We start from the raw sequence: 16460 nt of genomic DNA, 5'->3' as shown, positions 1-16460 counted from the left end.
GCATTGCTCACGGCCCTGATCCTGCTCCCCACCGCCGTCGCGGCACTCCTGATGTGTGTCCCGCGCACTGCCCCGCGCTCCGTCTTCCTCACCGTGTGGGTGGCGACCGCGGCAGCCGAACTCGCCCTCACCCTGGCCGTGTGGGCGGGATACCGGCCCGACGGCGGAATGCAGTACGAGACACAGGTCACATGGATCCCCAGTGCCGGGGTCAGCTACCACATCGGTGTCGACGGACTGTCCTTGCCGCTGATGGCCATGACCTCCCTGCTCTTCCTCGCCTGTGCCGTCTACGCACTCCGGGAGACCCGGCGGGTACGGGAGTTCGCGGCGCTCTTCCTCTTCCTCCAGACAACCTGCCTCGGACTGTTCGCCGCCCTCGACCTGATCCTCTTCTTCGTCTTCTTCGACCTGTCCATCGTCGCGATGTACTTCATCATCGCGAGCTGGGGGCACGCCGGAGCGCACCGGGCCGCCCTGAAGTTCTTCCTCTACACCTTCCTCGGCTCCCTCGCCCTGCTGCTCGGCTTCATCGGCCTCTACCTCGCCGCCGATCCGCACACCTTCGACATCGTCGAACTCACCGGGACGAACCCCCTCGCCGGCCGCTCGCTGTACGGCGCGCTGGTACTGCTCGCCATCGGCGTGGGCCTCGCGGTGAAGACCCCGACCGTCCCCTTCCACACCTGGCTGCCGCCCGCGCACACCGAGGCACCCACCATCGGATCGGTCGTCCTCGCCGGTGTACTGCTCAAGATGGGCACCTACGGATTCCTGCGGATCGCGATGCCCGTACTCCCCGGCGCCTGGACGGAGTACGCCCTGGTCTTCGTCGTCGTCGGCGTGGTCTCCGTGCTGTACGGGGCACTGGTCGCCATGGCCCAGACCGACTTCAAACGGATGATCGCCTACACCTCGGTCAACCACATGGGCTACATCCTGCTGGCGATCGGCGCCGCCGCTGCCGTCGGCACCGGCGAACAGGCCCGGCGACTCGCCGTCACAGGAGCCGTGTTCCAGATGGTCAGCCACGGTCTGCTCACCGGCGCACTCTTCCTGCTCTCCGGCGTGCTGTACGCACGCGGACGCACCTACGAGATGGCCGCGTACTCGGGGGTCGCCGACCGGGCCCCGGTCTTCGCCGCGGCGACCGGACTCGCGGCGTTCGCGTCTCTCGGACTGCCCGGCTTCTCCGGCTTCATCGCCGAGTTCCAGATCCTCGCTGGCAGCCTCGGCCCCCGGCCCGTCGCGACCGGACTGGCCCTGCTGGGCATCCTGATCACCGCCGCGCTCCTCGTCCGCGCGATGCAGCAGATCTTCCTCGGCCCGACACGACTGCCCGCCCTGGCCCCCGGCGCGGCCGGACCGTTCCCCGATCTGCGGCCGCACGAGAGCGCCGCCGTCCTCCCCCTCCTCGCACTCGGCATCGTCCTCGGCCTCATGCCCCGCTTCGTCCTCGACATCATCGAACCCGCCTCCCACCAGGTGCTGGACCTGCTCGCGCGATGAACGGGATGAACGAGAACCCCCTCGGCCTCCTCCCCGAGGCGCTGCTCGCCGCGTCCGCGGTCATCGGACTGCTCCTCGGGGCCTGGCTGCCCCGGCACCGCCAGTGGATGACCGGCGCCCTCGCCACCGCGGCCTGCACGGCGGGCATCGCCGCGGCGGCCGTCGCCGCGGCCGGTCCCGACACCACCGCGTTCGGCGAGTCCTTCAGCGTCGACCCCGTCACCGGAGCGGGCAGGATCATCATCCTCGCCGGCACCCTCCTCGTCCTCGCCCTGGCGGTCGGCCCGCTCCACGCGCACCCCCGTGAGACCGAGTTCTACGTCCTGCTGCAACTCGCCGCCCTCGGCGCCCTGATGCTCGCCGGGGCCCAGGACCTGCTGCTGCTCGCCGCCGGATATCTGCTGGCCAGTGTCCCCGCCTACACCCTCGCCGGATTCCGCAAGGACGCGGCGGGCACGGAAGCGGCCCTCAAGTACTACGTCGTGGGCGCGGCACTCGGCGTGGTGATGCTCGGCGGGATCACGGTGCTGCTCGCCGCCGGGCGCGCGACCATGTACCCGATACTGCGAGCCGAACTGCCCATGGCCTCCGCCGCACTGGTGACGACCGGGACGATCGCGCTGGTGGCAGGCGTCCTCTTCAAGGCCGGGGGAGTGCCGGCCCACTTCTGGGTGCCGGACACCGTGCAGGGCAGCACGGCACCCGTGGCCGCGTTCCTGACCACCGTCCCCAAGATCGGCGCCCTCGTCGCCCTCTACCGCCTCGCCGCGGTGCCCCTCGCGGACACCGCGATCCCCTGGCCCGGACTGGTGGCCGTGCTCTCAGCGGCCTCGATGACCCTGGGGAACCTGGCCGCGTTCTTCCAGCGGGACGTCAAACGCCTGCTCGCGTACTCGACGATCAGCCAGGTCGGCTATCTCCTGATGCCCGTCGCGGTCGTCGGCGCCACCGGCCTCGACCAGCGGGCGCTGCTCTTCTACCTGGCGGCGTACACCGTCACCAACATCGGGGCGTTCGCCGTCGTCTGCGCCCTGCCCGACGCACACACCATCGAGGACTACCGAGGACTGGCCCGGGAACGGCCCGTCCTCATCGCCTCCCTCGTCGTCTGCCTCCTCGGTCTGGTCGGCACACCACCCACCGCCGTCTTCCTCGGCAAACTCCAGGTGTTCAGCGCGGCGTTCGACGGCGGCTACGCCTGGCTCGCTGTCCTCGCCGCCGTCAACACGGTCGCCTCGCTCTTCTACTACCTGCGCTGGATCGCCCCGACCGTCTCACCCCGAACCCACCGGCCCGCGGCCACCGGCCCCAGGACGGCCGCGGGAGTCGCCTGCGTGACGGCCACCGCCTCCCTCGCCCTCGGCGTACTGGCCGACCCCGTCCTGGAAGTCCTCGCCACGCCCCTCATGCCCTGACACGGCCCGACGCGCCCCGACACGACCTCCATGCGGCCCGGACACGACCCCGGCTCGGCACCGGAGCGGCCCGACCCGGGTCCCAGGGCCGGTCACCGGGGCTTCCACGGGTACGGGAGAACTGTGGGCGCGGGAGGGCTACTGCTGCGGGAGAATGCGGACGAGCCCGGCGGGTGCGACCGGTCGGCCGCGCCACTCGCGCGGATAGCCGAGCGACACCTCACGGTGGGGCACCCCGTCGCACTCGATCGTGCGCGGGATGTGCAGATGCCCGTAGACGACGGTGATCGCGCGGTACCGCACATGCCAGTCCGCCGTGGCCTCGGTGCCGCACCACAGGGCGAACTCCGGGTAGCGCAGGACCCGGGTCGGCTCACGTACCAGCGGGAAGTGGTTGACGAGCACGGTGGGCAGCGCGGGGTCGATCCGGTCCAGGCGTGAGCGGGTGTAGGACAGCCGCGCCCGGCACCACGCCTCACGGCTGGGATACGGGTCGGGATGCAGCAGATACTCGTCGGTCGCGACCACACCCGCCTGGTGGGCGACGTCGAGCGCCCCTTCCACGGTGTATGTCCCCTCGGGCCGGAACGTGTAGTCGTACAGCACGAACAGCGGCGCGATCACGACCGGTCCGTCGGCGCCCGGCCACACCGGGTACTCGTCCTCGGGTGTGACCACCCCGAGGTCGCGCAGGGTCCGCACCAGGTGTGTGTACCGCTTGTCGCCCCGCAGCTGCACCGGGTCCTTCGGCGGGGTCCACAGCTCATGGTTGCCGGGAGCCCAGATGACCTTGGCGAAGCGTTCGTTGAGTGTGCCGAGCGCCCACACGATGTCGTCGAAGGTCTCCCCGACATCCCCGGCGACCACCAGCCAGTCGTCGTCCGACTCGGGGCGCAGCCCTTCGACGATGGCACGGTTCTCGGTGTAGCGGACATGGAGGTCGCTGATGGCGAGCAACTTCATCCCAGCACCCCTGCCCCGGCATCGCGGCCACGCCGCACGTCCTCGTACATATGGCTTCCCGTCCGTGTCCCCGCGCACGACATCTGTGCGCATGCCCTGTCCTCGCGCGCCGACCCGCTCGCGACGCGGTACCACTGACGAACACCCCACTCTACGTGCCGCGTTGGGTGGTGGGGGCGGGGGGACGGGAGGCCCGGGTGCGGGGAGGTCCCCATGCGGCCGGGTGCCCCGGTGTCACGACCGACGGTCCGGGCCCGACGGTCCGGGCCCGGCTCGAAGGGACTGGCTGGAACGCACCGGGCTAGTAGTTCCGCCACTCGTGGCGGGTGTACTCCAGGACCGCGGGGTCCATCAGGGTGCTGGCCCGTACGTCCTGGCGGCGGCGGTCGACCGGGAAGACGGTGGACGCCCTGAGGACGGAGCCGTCGAGGAACCTCAGCGGCGGGGCGTCGCCCGCGAGGCGCAGCGGTGGCGGGGTGCCGGTTCCGGCGGTGGCGAGGAGGAAGCCCCAGTTGCCGAAGCTGGGCACATCGACCTGGAACGGCGTGGTGGTGTATCCGGCCTCGGCCATGGTCTCGGCGATCGACCAGTACGTCTTGGGGGCGAAGAACGGCGAACCGCCCTGGACGAGCACCTGGCTGTCCGGCTTCAGGACCCGGCCGAGGAGATGGTAGAACTCCACGCTGTACAGCTTGGCGAGGGCCGCGGTGTCCGGGTCGGGGAAGTCGATGAGGACCGCGTCGTAGCGCCGTGTCGCGTCGCGCAGCCAGTTGAAGGCGTCGGCGTGGACGGTGGTGACCCGCGGGTCGTCGAGGGCTTTGTCGTTGAGTGCGGCGAGCGGGGAGAAGTCGCGTGCCAGCCGGGTGATCGCGGGGTCGAGGTCGACCAGGGTCACGTCCTCGACATCGTCGTAGCGCAGTACCTCGCGCAGGGCGAGCGCGTCGCCGCCGCCCAGGATGAGTACGGACGAGCGGTTCTTCGACAGACCAGGGTGGACGAGTGCCTCGTGGTAGCGGTACTCGTCCACGGAGGAGAACTGGAGGTCGCCGTTGAGGAACAGCCGGGTGTCCGGGGACCCGGTGAACGCCCTGGAGCGGGTGATCACGATGTCCTGGTACGGGGTGGTCTCGGCGTGGACGATCGGATCGCGGTAGAGCTGCTGACGGGCGCTGACCTCGATCTCGTCGGCCAGGACGTACACCGTGCCGAGGATGCCGAGGACGGCGGTCATACCCGCGAGCAGACCGATCCGCACGATACGGCGCATCTCATGGCGGAAGATCCACAGTACGACGACGACACCGGCGGTGGCGTTGACGGCGCCCACGACCAGGGCGCCCTGGAGCTGCCCGAAGGCGGGCAGCAGCAGGAACGGGAAGGCCAGTCCGCCGACCAGGGCGCCGATGTAGTCGACGGCGAACATATCGGCGACGGCGCTGCCCGCCTCCTGCCGTCTGATCCGCTGGAGAAGAGTCATCAGCAGGGGGATCTCGGCGCCGATGAGGAGTCCGACCGCGAAGGACACCACCACCATGGCGGGCATGTAGATGCGCAGCCAGGCGAACGAGACGTACAGGATGAGCACCGACAGTCCGCCGACCAGGGCGAGGGTGCCCTCGATGAGGGCGAAGCCGCCGGCCGCCCGCTTCTGGAGCGGTTTGGCGGCCAGCGAGCCGATGCCCATCGCGAAGACCATGACGGACAGCACCACCGAGGTCTGCACCACGGAGTTGCCGATGAGGTAGCTGCCGAGCGCGGTCAGCGCCAGTTCGTAGGTCAGTCCGCAGGCGGCGCAGATGAACACGGCGAGCAGCAGCAGGAACCGTGCCGCCCGCGACTGGGGCCCTTGCGCGCGGGACGCGGGTTCGGAGGTGCGGGGGACGGTGTCGGTGCTCACGGAGGCGGTCAGGAGACGGCCGCGCCGACCATGAAGGCCGTACCCAGGTACATCGCCGCCTGGACCCAGGCCGCGGGATGCGGACGGTCGCCGCTGTCGTCCAGGACGACGGCGCCCATCCGGCCCGGGGTCATCAGCCCCACGACGAGCGAGATGAGCGTCATCACGACGACTCCCGCGAGCCCGTAGAGCAGGGTGCTGGCGAGCCCCTGGCCGAGGCCCAGTTCGGACTCGCTGGCGCGGATCGACTGCTCGATCACCAGGCCGATGGCCACCGTCTGCCCGGCGAGGAGGATCGCCGCCCCGCGGTTGCGCTCGGTCCACACCACGTGGAACAGCTTGCCGGGGGTGACGAGGTCGAGGGCGACGAAGCCCACGGCCATCACGACGAAGCCGACGAGGCCGTAGAGCAGGGCGATGCCCGCCGACTCGAATATCTCTGCCACGGTGGTGCCTTTCGCTGGGGTCGTTGACGTGCTCGGACGGGCGGCGGTGGGCTATTTGCCCGCGCCGGGGCCCCCGCCGCGGAATTCGTTGCTGTCCGGGTGCGGCCACTTCGAGGGCAGCTTCCCGTACCAGCGCTGATAGCCGGTGCGGTAGTCCACGACCTCGATCCGGCTGCCCCGCTTGTAGGGGGCGATGGAGACGATGTCCTCGCGGTAGCGCAGGTACACCGTGTTCCCGTCGCGGCCCCGGTCCCGTGCCGAGGTGTGCCCGGAGATCTCGTCGGCGACCGAGCCCGGGCGGTCCTTCTTGTCCACATGGCCGACGGGTACGCGGGCGTACTGGCTGCTGATCCACTGGTACGGGACGGCGTTGGCCTGCTCGTCCGAGCTGTCGGAGCAGGCGGCGAGCGCCACCGTGGCGAGGAGCGTCGCGCTGACGCGTCGTGCGGTCTTCATCGGGCCTCCATTCGGGTGTGCGTCGCCACGATCCGGCGGCTCTGCGGATAGGTGTGCCAGGTCCGCCAGGCCAGCCCGTCGGCGAGCGGGTCCACGACCAGCGCGGTGACGGCTTCCTGGGCCCCGGGGAAGATCCCGTACAGCGCCCGCGGGTGGGTGTCCGACATCCGTCGGACCCATGCCACCTCGTCGCTGAACTCCTCCGGGGTGAAGTCCTGCACCCGGGCGGTGAAACGGTACTGCCAACCGTCGGACGTCCGCACCGTGTCGGGCAGGCCGCCCGGGGTCCCGGGCAGGCACGCCACGGTTTCCCGGACCGGGCCGGCGAAGACCTGATGGGAGGCGCCCAGCAGCCGGAGCTGCACCTCGACGCCGCCGACCGTGAGGTCGCGCACCGCGAGGGCCTCGTGCGGCGGCTGCCCCAGGGAGAAGGCGAGCTGGTCGGCGTCGGTGTCCAGATACGGGGTCGCCAGGGCTATGCCGGAACCGCCGCTCATAGGGCGCGCCCCCGCCATGTCACCGGTGCCGGTCCCCGTCCTCCGGCGGGGTCCTCCCCGCGCGTGTTCCTCAGCACCGCATACTCGAACGTCACAGGGCCCCCGTACTCACAGTCGTGCCAAATTTCCGCTGAGTATGCTACAAATTCCCGCCACCTTCCGACGAGCGGGTTTGAGCGGCCTTCCCGGCGTGCTGAACGGGCGGGTCCGCACGACTGTGTACGTCAGGTGCGGCGGGGGTTCCTCAGGGGCGGTCGGGCGCCGTCCCACCGGTCGGCGACAGGGGCTCCGACCGGCTCCGGGACCACCGGGAGGAACGAACCGCGGGCATTTGTACGATGCCGTGAAGCATGACCGGAGGGGGAGGAAGTGGCCCGGGAGCGACCGGATCGGAAGAAGNNTCGGAAGAAGCGGAAAGGACGGAAGGGGAGGAAAGGGAAGGAGGCCGGCGAGGTCGGCTGCTGTGTCGGCGCGATGGACGACTGCCAGTACTACTGCTTCCACGCCTGCCCGCTCACCGCGATCAACGCGCTCTTCCTGGCCCTGTGGCGGCCCGCGCCCCTCGGGAGGACTCCCGCGGACCCCGCGGCTCCCCGCCCGGCCGGACGGGCGGCCGCCGCGCTGTACGGAGCGGTACGCCACTACCGCACTCATGTCAGCCCCACCCGGCCCGCGTGCTGCCCGTACACCCCTTCCTGTTCGACCTACGCCGTCAAGGCCCTCCACCGGCACGGAGCCCTCCACGGCACCCGGCTGATCGTCGGACGGCTGCTGCGCTGCAACCCGGCCGCGGCCCACCGCCGGGGGCACAACGATCCCGTGCCTCCCGTGAACGGCTGAACGGACCGGGCCTGGCGGGGAGTCGAGCCAGGTGCGGGGGTACGGCACGAGGTCCGCTGGAACCCGGCTCCCGGCGCGGTTCGGGTACCGGCGCCGCCGAGTGGTCAGGGCAGACGGGTCCGGGTGGTGCGGGGCCTGAGGGTGCGCAGCAGTACCCCGGGACGGGCCAGGGCGACGGGGCTCCGGAGGGCGCTGGCGACGCGGATGAAGTCCGCTGCCAGGGCGGCGTCGTGTTCGGCGGCGGCGACCAGACGGCGCAGGTACCACAGGGCCAGCCCGGCGCCGGGGAGGCCCGAGCCGCCCACGCCCGGGAGGAAGGAGTCCGAGAGGCTGGAGAACCGCCAGGACCCGGCGACCGCCCGGCCCGCGTCCTTGAAGAAGCGGCGGGGGAGTCCGTCGATCCCCTCGCGCAACCGGCGGTCGAGGATGAGCGCGTACGCCGCCGAGTACATCATCCCGGTGCCGTAGAGGGGGTTGAGGGCGGCGAGCGCGTCACCCGTCACCAGCAGCCCTTCGGGGAAGCGCGGAAGCTTGTCGTAGCGGCGCCGGTAGGTCTCCGGGACCTGGAAGACACGCACTTCGGTCAGCGGCTCCGCCGCCTCGATGACCGCCCACACGTCGTCGGGCGCCAACTCCCGTACCTGTGCCATGAACTCGTCGGTGTCGGCGCTGGGCCGGAAGTCACCGTACCCGTAGACCGTCAGCGTCCACCGGCCCTCCTCCTGGACCGTGAAGTACAGCCCGCGCGGGCGGTCCAGCCGGGGGCCGACCGCGATGGCCCGGTCGTTGGCGAACACGTCCGGTCCGCAGCGCAGGATCCGGCTCGCGTACGCCAGGTTCACCTTGACGCGCTCCTCACGCGGCAGCGGATAGCCGAGGTCCGACAGCCAGGTGCGGGTCCTGCCGGTACGGCCGGTCGCGTCGACCACCAGATCAGCGGCCAGGGACTCGGGGCCGCCGCCGTCGGGCTTCTCGACGACGACTCCGGTGATCCGCCCCCGGGTCGGCGCCAGGGGCCGTACTGCGAAGCAGCCCTGACGCAGGGTGACCTCGCTCCGGGCCCGGAGCCGCTCGCGGATGCCCTTCTCCAGGAAGGGGCGGCTCGCCCACACGGTGTCCAAACCCGCCTCGGACTGCCGCAGTTGATGGCCGAAGTAGAACAGGCGGTGCTGGCTCATCATCCCGACGGGGACGCCGCCGTCCTGGACGTAGCTCTCCTTCATCCCCGGGAGCAGTTCGTCCAGGAGGTCGACGGCCTTGAGCACCAGCGCGTGGGGATGCCATCCCTGGGGGACGCCGCGCCGGGGCGCGGCGGTCTCATGGCCGTCACGCTCGACGACGGTCACCCGTTCGAAGTGATCCGCGAGCACATGGGCCGCCATCAGCCCGCTCATGCCGCCGCCCAGCACTACCGCGTGGGCACCGATTGCTGACATGCCTCTCCTCAGTTCCTCAAGTGTCGTGGACTCGCGTGGCGGCGCGGGTACGGTGATCGTCTTCCCGTCGTGGGCCGGGACCGCTCGGGCCCGCCATCACCCCCTGACCAGGCGGCCGTCGACCATGCACAACGAGGTGCCGCCGCGACGGTGACGGGCCGCCGCCCCAGGGCTCAACGGGACTCCCCTCGCGGGCGGTCCGGCGGCGGGAAGTACCCCTTGCGGACGAAGAACGCGACATGTCTGCGGAACGACGCGCGACTCGCCTCGGGCAGCTCGATCCCGCTGCCGTCGAGCGCCGCGACGGTCTCGGTGTCGTCCACCGGCGGATAGAAGCCCGCCGGGTCGGCCGCCATCACGTCGAAGGCGTCCAGCAGCGGAACCAGCGCGTTGCCGGGGTCCGCCGCCACCTCGGCGCGCCACGCCGTCCGGTCCCGCTGCTCCAAGTCGTAGCCGTGGGAGCGGAGTTCCTCGGTCATCGTGCCGAGCGTCAGACCGGTGCGACCGCAGACATGGAAGGTCCGGGAGTCCGTCCCGGTCCGCCGCGAGATGTGCGCGATCGCCGCACTGGCGTAGTCCACGGGCATCAGCCGGAACACCACGGGGATGTCCTCGGGGACCGTACCGGCCTGGAGGATCCCCTTCAGCGTCAGCCAGACGAAGTCATGGGTCTGGCAGGCGCCGGTCCCGTGGTCGCCGGAGATCAGGTCCACCCGGTAGACGGAGACCGGCAGCCCACGGCCCCGGGCCAGTTCGACCAGTTGCTCGGCCACCCACTTGCTCTGGGTGTAGCCGGTCGGCAGACTCCCGCCAGGACCGGCCGGGTCCGACACCCTGATGGCGCTGCCGTCGCTCTCCCGTCCCGCGTAGACGCCCAGCGTGGAGACATGGTGCACGGGTACCGTCCGGTGCCGGGCGGCGAGCCGCAGGATCTCCTCGGTGCCCGACACATTGGCGGCGCGGACCGTGGCGTAGGGCTGGACCCAGTTGACGGCGGCCCCCGCGTGGTAGACCGAGTCGACCGTGCGCGCCAGTTCGTCGAAGAGCCCGGGGGCAAGACCGAGTCCGGGCAGGGCGAGATCCCCTACGACCACGGAGAGCCGGGCGGGATCGATCTGGTCCAGCAGCCCGTACCACTCCAGGTTGGACCGCAGCCGCTCCAGCCCCGCCGTCCCGTCGGCCGCGCGCACCAGACAGCGCACGGTGGCCCCGGTGGTCCGCATCAGATCGCGCAGCAGATACGCCCCGAGGAAGCCGGTGGCGCCGGTGAGCAGCACCGTCCGGGGATCGGTGGCGACCCGGTGGACCTCACCGGCCGGGCGGATGTCGTCGGCGAGCACGGTCTCCGCCGCGAAGTCCACCCCCGGGTCGGCCACCGGCGCACCGTCCGCGCCGCCCTCCGCCAGAAGCGCGGTGAGGAGGTATCCGGCCAGCGCGGTCACCGTGGGATGGTCGAAGACCAGCGTCGTGGGAAGCCGCAGCCCGGTCAGGAACCCGAGACGGTTGCGGAGTTCCACCGCGTTCAGCGAGTCGTAGCCCAGCTCGGTGAACGAACGCTGGTCACGGATGGCCCCGGGGTCGGGATGCCCGAGTACCGTGCCCGCCTCCGTCCGTACGAGGTCCAGGACGCGCCGGCGCCGCTCGTCCTCGGACAGCGTGCTCAACTCCAGGCCGAGGGAGCCGCCCAGCGCGTCGTCGTTCACGGCGGCGGGCCGGGTCGGGACCCGCACGATGTCGCCGAGGATCGCCGGCAGCTCACCCGGACGCTCCCGCAGCGCCCGGTGGTTCAGCGGCGCGGCCACGGCGGTGGGGCGGTCCAGGCTCAGCGCCAGGTCCAGCAGCGCCGGGCCGAGCTCCGACGCGATCGGCGGATAGCCCGCGCGGGCGATGCGGTCGACATCCGCCCGGGTCAGCTCACCGGTGGCCCCGGAGGCCGCCCACAGCCCCCAGGCCAGGGAGGTCGCGGGCAGGCCCAGGGCAGCCCGGTGGGCGGCGAGACCGTCGAGAAAGGTGTTCGCGGCGGAGTAGGAGGACTGTCCGGCGCCGCCGACGGTCCCCGCCAGGGAGGAGAACAGGACGAACGCCGAGAGGTCCAGCTCCCGGGTGAGTTCGTGCAGATGCCAGGCCGCGTCCACCTTGGGCCGCAGCACCTCCCGGAGCCGTTCCGGGGTCACACCGGTGATCAGACCGTCGTCCCGGGCGCCCGCCGCGTGCACCACACCCGTCAGCGGACGGTCGGCCGGGACCGCGGCCAGCACCCGGGCCAGCGCGTCGCGGTCGGTGGCGTCACAGGCGACGACGTCCACCTCGGCCCCCAGCGCCGCCAGTTCCTCGCGGAGCGCGGCGACGCCCGGCGCGCCCGGTCCGCGGCGGCTGGTGAGCAGCAGCCGGGTGACACCGTGCACGGTGACGAGATGCCGGGCGAAGAGCGCGCCCAGTGTGCCGGTACCGCCGGTGATCAGCACCGTGCCCCGGGCGTCCCAGGACCCGGACGGGGTGCCGTCCACGGCCGACCCGGGCGCAGTGCCGCGGCTGGCCGGCGGCGGCACCCGGCGCAGCCTGGGCAGCAGCACCCGGCCCGCCCGCAGGGCGACCTGGGTCTCGCCGGAGGCGGCGACCGCCGCCAGCAGCGCGGGGGCGGGCTCCTCCGTGTCGCAGTCCACGAGGACGAACCGCCCGGGGTGCTCCGACTGCGCCGAGCGCACCTGGCCCCACAGGGCGCGACCGCCCAGGTCCGGCACCGGCTCACCGGGAACGGTCGCCACCGCGCCCCGGGTCAGCACCATCAGCGGGGTACCGGTGAACCGGTCCTCCGCCAGCCAGGCACGGACCACGGCGAGCATCCGCCGGGCGGCCCCATGGGCGGCGGCCACCGGGCCGGTCTCCTCCGGGGAGGTGAGCCGGACGACGGCCGCGTCGATGCCCCCAGCCCGGAACCGACCCGCGTTCTCGGGGTCCACCTCGCGGATGCGCCAGGGCTCCTGCGGCGGCGTGAGGGCGATCGGGGTCCAGTGCTCGTGGAAGAGGGAGTCCCGGAGCCGGGCGTCCGACCGCCACACATCCGACCGCCTCATGCCCGCCCCGTCGGCCGGGCCCAGGGTGAGGGAGCCGATCTCGGCGACCGGCCGCCCCGCCCGGTCGGCGAGCCGGGCGGACAGGGTTCCGTCGCCGGAACGCGACAGCCGTACCCGCAGCTCCGTCGCCCCGGTGGCGTACAGCCGCACCCCGCCCCAGCCGACAGCGGTAGGGGAGAGCCCGCCCGGAGCGGTCCCGGTGAGCAGCGCGGCTTGGACGACCGCGTCGAGCAGCGCCGGGTGCAGGCCGAAGCGGGCGGCTTCGCCCACGGCCTTCTCGGGCAGGGCCACGACCGCGCAGAAGGACGGGACTCCGTTGACACCCGGGCGGTCTCCCTTGACGGCCGGGCGGTCCCGCCCGTCGCCCGGGTTCTCCCGCTCGTCGTCCGGGTTCTCCCGCCACAGGGCGGTGACCGACGGGAAGTGCGGGGCGCGCTGGGACGCCGACGCGCCCCGCGTGCTTCCCGGTTCCGGTTCGGGGGCCGCTGACGCCGCCACTGCCGCTGTCGTCGCTGTTGCCGTCGTACCCGGCTCACGCTCACCGCCCGCCGGACCGACCCGTTCGCAGTCGTCGGCGTCGGCCACGTCACGGCCCACGTCGGCATCGGCGTCGGCCAGGTCCATGCACGCGTCGGCGCCCGCCTCGGCCAGGTCCACCGACCGCGCGCCGTCCGGCGGCCACGGCTCCAGCGAGAACGCCTCACCCCGGCCCCGTACGGCCAGGCGGGCGCGGGCGATCTCCGTCCATGGCTCCTCGCCCTCCTCCGGGCGGGCGTGCACGGCGAGCGCACGAACCCCGTCGCTGTCCGGTCCGTCCACGGTGACCTGGAGCTGGACGCCGCCGGAGGCGGGCACCACCAAGGGAGCCAGCACCGATAGTTCGTCCACGGAGGTGCAGCCGACCTCGTCCCCGGCCCGGAGCGCCAGTTCCACGAGGACCGACGACGGCAGCACGGCGGCTCCGCCGACCATGTACCCGGCGGCCCAGGGGTGGCGGTGCGCCGACAGCCTGCCGGTGAGGAGCGTCTGTCCGGTACCGGCCACGGTCACCGCCGCGCCCAGCAGGGGATGATCGACGCCGCCCAGACCCAGACCGGCGGCGTCGGAGGACCCGGAGCCCGCCGCGTACCAGTACCGCTCCCGCTGGAAGGCGTAGGAGGGCAGTTCCACCCGGCGCGCGCCGGTGCCCTGGAACGGCCGCGACCGGTCGACCTGGCCGCCGCGCACCAGAAGATCGCTCCAGGAACGGAGGAAGCGGCGGATGCCGCCCTCGTCCCGTCGGAGGGTGCCCGTGACGAGGGCGCCGTCGCCCAGGTTCTCCTGGAGCGAGGAGGTCAGCACCGGATGCGGGCCGATCTCCACGAAGATCCCATGACCCTGGTCCGCCAGCGCACGGGCGGTCCGGGCGAACTCCACCCGGCCGCGGAGATTGCCGTACCAGTACGCGGCGTCCAGCCGGGCGGTGTCCACCCGGTCGCCCGTCACGGTCGAGAAGAACGGCACGGTCCCCGTTCGCGGCCGGATCGGCGCCAGCGCCGCCAGCAACTCGTCCCTGACCGGCTCCACCAGCGGCGAGTGGGAGGCGAAGTCGGTGGGGAAGCGCTTGGTCCGCGCCCCGTCCGCGGCGCACCGGGCGATGAACTCCCCGAGCGCCGCCCGGTCACCGGCGACCAGTACGGACCCGGGCCCGTTCTCGACCGCCACCCAGAGCCGGTCCGCCCACGGCGCAAGCCGCTCCTCCACCTCCGCGCGCGGCAGACCGACCGCTCCCATGCCACCGCTCCCCTGGAGCTTCGGAACGATGGCGCTGCGCAGGGCGACGACCCGCGCCGCGTCCTCCAGGGTGAGGCCCCCCGCCACACAGGCCGCGGCCACCTCGCCCTGGGAGTGCCCGACCACGGCCGCCGGTTCCACTCCGTAGGAGCGCCACAGCTCCGCGAGGGAGACCATGACCGCGAACAACGCGGGCTGGACCACATCGAGCCGCTCCAGCGAAGCCGCGCCCGCCGCGTCGCCGCGCAGCACATCCCGCAGGGTCCAGTGGACATACGGCTTCAGCGCGTCACCGCACCGCTCGATCGCGCTCGCGAAGACCTCGGAGGTGTCCAGCAACTCCCGCGCCATCCCGGGCCACTGGCCGCCCTGGCCGGGGAAGACGAACACGGTGCCGCCCAGCTCCCCGGGGTCGCCCACGATCGTTCCCTGGACGACCTGTGCGCCACCGGGACCGGGACCGTCCGACGCGTCCCGGGCGGACATGTCGTCCTCGGCGAGGGCGTCGAGCCCGGCGAGCAGTTCCGCACGGCTCCCGCCGATGACCACCGCACGGTGTTCCATGGCCGTACGGGTGGTGGCCAGGGAGAACGCGATGTCACCGGTGGCGGGGGCGACGGCCCCGGCGGCGAAGTCACGCAGCCGTCGGGCCTGGGCGCGCAGGGCGCCGCGGGATCTCGAGGACAGCAGCCACGGCACGGTCGCGGCCGGTGGATCCGCCGCGCCGCCGGACGGTTCGTCCTCCGGGGGCGCCTGCTCCAGGACGACATGGGCGTTGGTGCCGCTGGCGCCGAAGGCGGACACCGCGCCGCGCCGGGGCGCGCCCGTCCCGGGCCACGGCCGGTTCCCGGCGAGCAGTTCGACCCGCCCCGCCGACCAGTCCACATAGGGGGTCGGTTCGTCCAGATGCAACAGCCCGGCCAGCTCTCCGTGCCGGAGCGCCTGGATCATCTTGATCAGCCCACCGATCCCGGACGCCGCCTGGGCATGGCCGATGTTGGATTTGAGGGAGCCGATGTAGAGGGGTTGGCGGTCGGCGCGGTCTTGTCCGTAGGTGGCGAGGAGGGCTTGGGCTTCGATGGGGTCGCCGAGTCGGGTGCCGGTGCCGTGGGCTTCGACGGCGTCGATGTCGGCGGGGGTGAGGTTGGCGTTGGCCAGGGCCTGGCGGATGACGCGTTCCTGGGCGGGGCCGTTGGGGGCGGTGAGGCCGTTGGAGGCGCCGTCCTGGTTGACGGCGCTGCCGCGTACCACCGCGAGGACCTGGTGGCCGAGCCGCCGGGCGTCGGAAAGCCGCTCCACCACCACCAGGCCCACACCCTCCGACCAGCCGATGCCGTCGGCGGCGGCCGAGAAGGGTTTGCAACGGCCGTCGGGGGAGAGGGCGCGGGCCCGCGCCGCGTCGAGATATCCGCTGGGGTGGGCGCAGATGTACGAGGCCCCCGCGAGCGCCAGCGACGACTCCCCGGACCTCAGCGACCGCACCGCGAGGTGCAGCGCCACCAGCGATGACGAACAGGCGGTGTCAAGGGAGACAGAGGGCCCTTCCAGGCCCAGGAGATACGAGATCCGGCCGGACGCCATCGAACTGAGCTTCCCCGTGACCTGGTAGCCCTCGAACTCCTCCGGGCACTCCAGGTCCAGATAGCTCTGCTCCACCAGCCCGGCGAAGACTCCGGTGCTGCTCCCCTTGAGCGACCCGGGATCGATGCCCGCGTGCTCCAGAGCCTCCCAGGCGGTCTCCAGCAGCACCCGCTGCTGAGGATCCATCACCAGCGCCTCACGCGCCGGGATACCGAAGAAGCCCGCGTCGAACCGGGTCGCGGTGTCCAGGAATCCACCGTGCCGGATGTAGATCCGGCCGGGAACGGTGGGATCGGGGTCGTACAGGGCGTCGAGATCCCAGCCCCGGTCGGTGGGGAAGCCGGAGATCGCGTCGCCCCCGTCCAGGGCGAGCCGCCACAGCTCGTCCGGACCGGCCGCGCCGGGGAAACGGCAGGCCATACCGACGATCGCGACGGGCTCCGCCCGCTCCGCCTCCAGTTCGGCGACCCTCCGGCGGGACTTCCGCAGATCGGCGGTCACCCACTTGAGGTACTCGACCAGCTTCTCTTCGTTCGGCATGGGAGTCCGTCTCTCCTTGGGGTCGCTCTCCTT

Annotated in this window: 9 protein-coding genes and 1 pseudogene; 3 read left to right on the top strand and 7 right to left on the bottom strand. The window is 72.3% G+C overall.

Annotated elements, in window-relative coordinates; all coding sequences use genetic code 11:
* The first annotated feature begins 3 nt into the window (after window positions 1-3).
* Both AB852_RS15300 and AB852_RS15295 read left to right on the top strand, forming a co-directional pair.
* Window positions 4-1509, top strand: a complete 1506-nt coding sequence (locus AB852_RS15300) for a complex I subunit 4 family protein (protein WP_178391041.1) — start codon at window positions 4-6, stop codon at window positions 1507-1509.
* Window positions 1506-2924: an NADH-quinone oxidoreductase subunit N gene (locus tag AB852_RS15295; protein ID WP_073788371.1), complete on the top strand. Its 1419-nt coding sequence runs from the start codon at window positions 1506-1508 to the stop codon at window positions 2922-2924. The genes AB852_RS15300 and AB852_RS15295 overlap by 4 nt, the downstream gene beginning before the upstream one ends.
* A 138-nt stretch (window positions 2925-3062) precedes the next feature.
* Here AB852_RS15295 and AB852_RS15290 read toward each other — a convergent pair whose 3' ends face one another.
* The 5 genes from AB852_RS15290 to AB852_RS15270 form a co-directional block, all read right to left on the bottom strand.
* Window positions 3063-3887 (bottom strand): metallophosphoesterase family protein, encoded by an 825-nt coding sequence (locus tag AB852_RS15290; RefSeq protein ID WP_073788369.1) that lies wholly within the window; start codon window positions 3885-3887, stop codon window positions 3063-3065.
* A gap of 301 nt (window positions 3888-4188) precedes the next feature.
* Window positions 4189-5784 (bottom strand): polyamine aminopropyltransferase, encoded by a 1596-nt coding sequence (locus tag AB852_RS15285; RefSeq protein WP_073788366.1) that lies wholly within the window; start codon window positions 5782-5784, stop codon window positions 4189-4191.
* An 8-nt stretch (window positions 5785-5792) separates the two neighbouring features.
* Window positions 5793-6230, bottom strand: coding sequence for a DUF350 domain-containing protein (locus AB852_RS15280; RefSeq protein WP_073788363.1), 438 nt, complete (start codon window positions 6228-6230; stop codon window positions 5793-5795).
* A 51-nt stretch (window positions 6231-6281) separates the two neighbouring features.
* On the bottom strand, window positions 6282-6686 hold the full coding sequence (locus AB852_RS15275; protein WP_073788360.1) for a DUF4247 domain-containing protein: 405 nt from the start codon (window positions 6684-6686) through the stop codon (window positions 6282-6284).
* Complete coding sequence (locus AB852_RS15270; RefSeq protein WP_073788356.1) at window positions 6683-7183, bottom strand: DUF2617 family protein; 501 nt, start codon at window positions 7181-7183, stop codon at window positions 6683-6685. The genes AB852_RS15275 and AB852_RS15270 overlap by 4 nt, the downstream gene beginning before the upstream one ends.
* A 474-nt stretch (window positions 7184-7657) precedes the next feature.
* On the opposite strand from AB852_RS15270, the gene yidD reads away from it, so the two are divergent.
* A complete protein-coding gene (gene yidD, locus AB852_RS41640) occupies window positions 7658-8023 on the top strand; it encodes a membrane protein insertion efficiency factor YidD (protein WP_079184625.1) in 366 nt (121 codons plus the stop codon).
* 104 nt (window positions 8024-8127) lie between these two features.
* Here the strand turns inward: yidD and AB852_RS15260 are convergent, their stop codons facing one another.
* Entirely contained in the window at window positions 8128-9459 is a 1332-nt protein-coding gene (locus AB852_RS15260; RefSeq protein ID WP_073788354.1) for an FAD-dependent oxidoreductase, read from the bottom strand.
* Window positions 9460-9632: 173 nt separating this feature from the next.
* Window positions 9633-16427: pseudogene (locus AB852_RS15255) on the bottom strand (thioester reductase domain-containing protein); the annotation flags it as partial.
* Window positions 16428-16460 lie beyond the last annotated feature (33 nt).

Source organism: Streptomyces uncialis, from assembly GCF_001905345.1.
Lineage (GTDB): Bacteria > Actinomycetota > Actinomycetes > Streptomycetales > Streptomycetaceae > Streptomyces > Streptomyces uncialis.
This window is presented reverse-complemented; position numbering and strand designations above follow the sequence as displayed.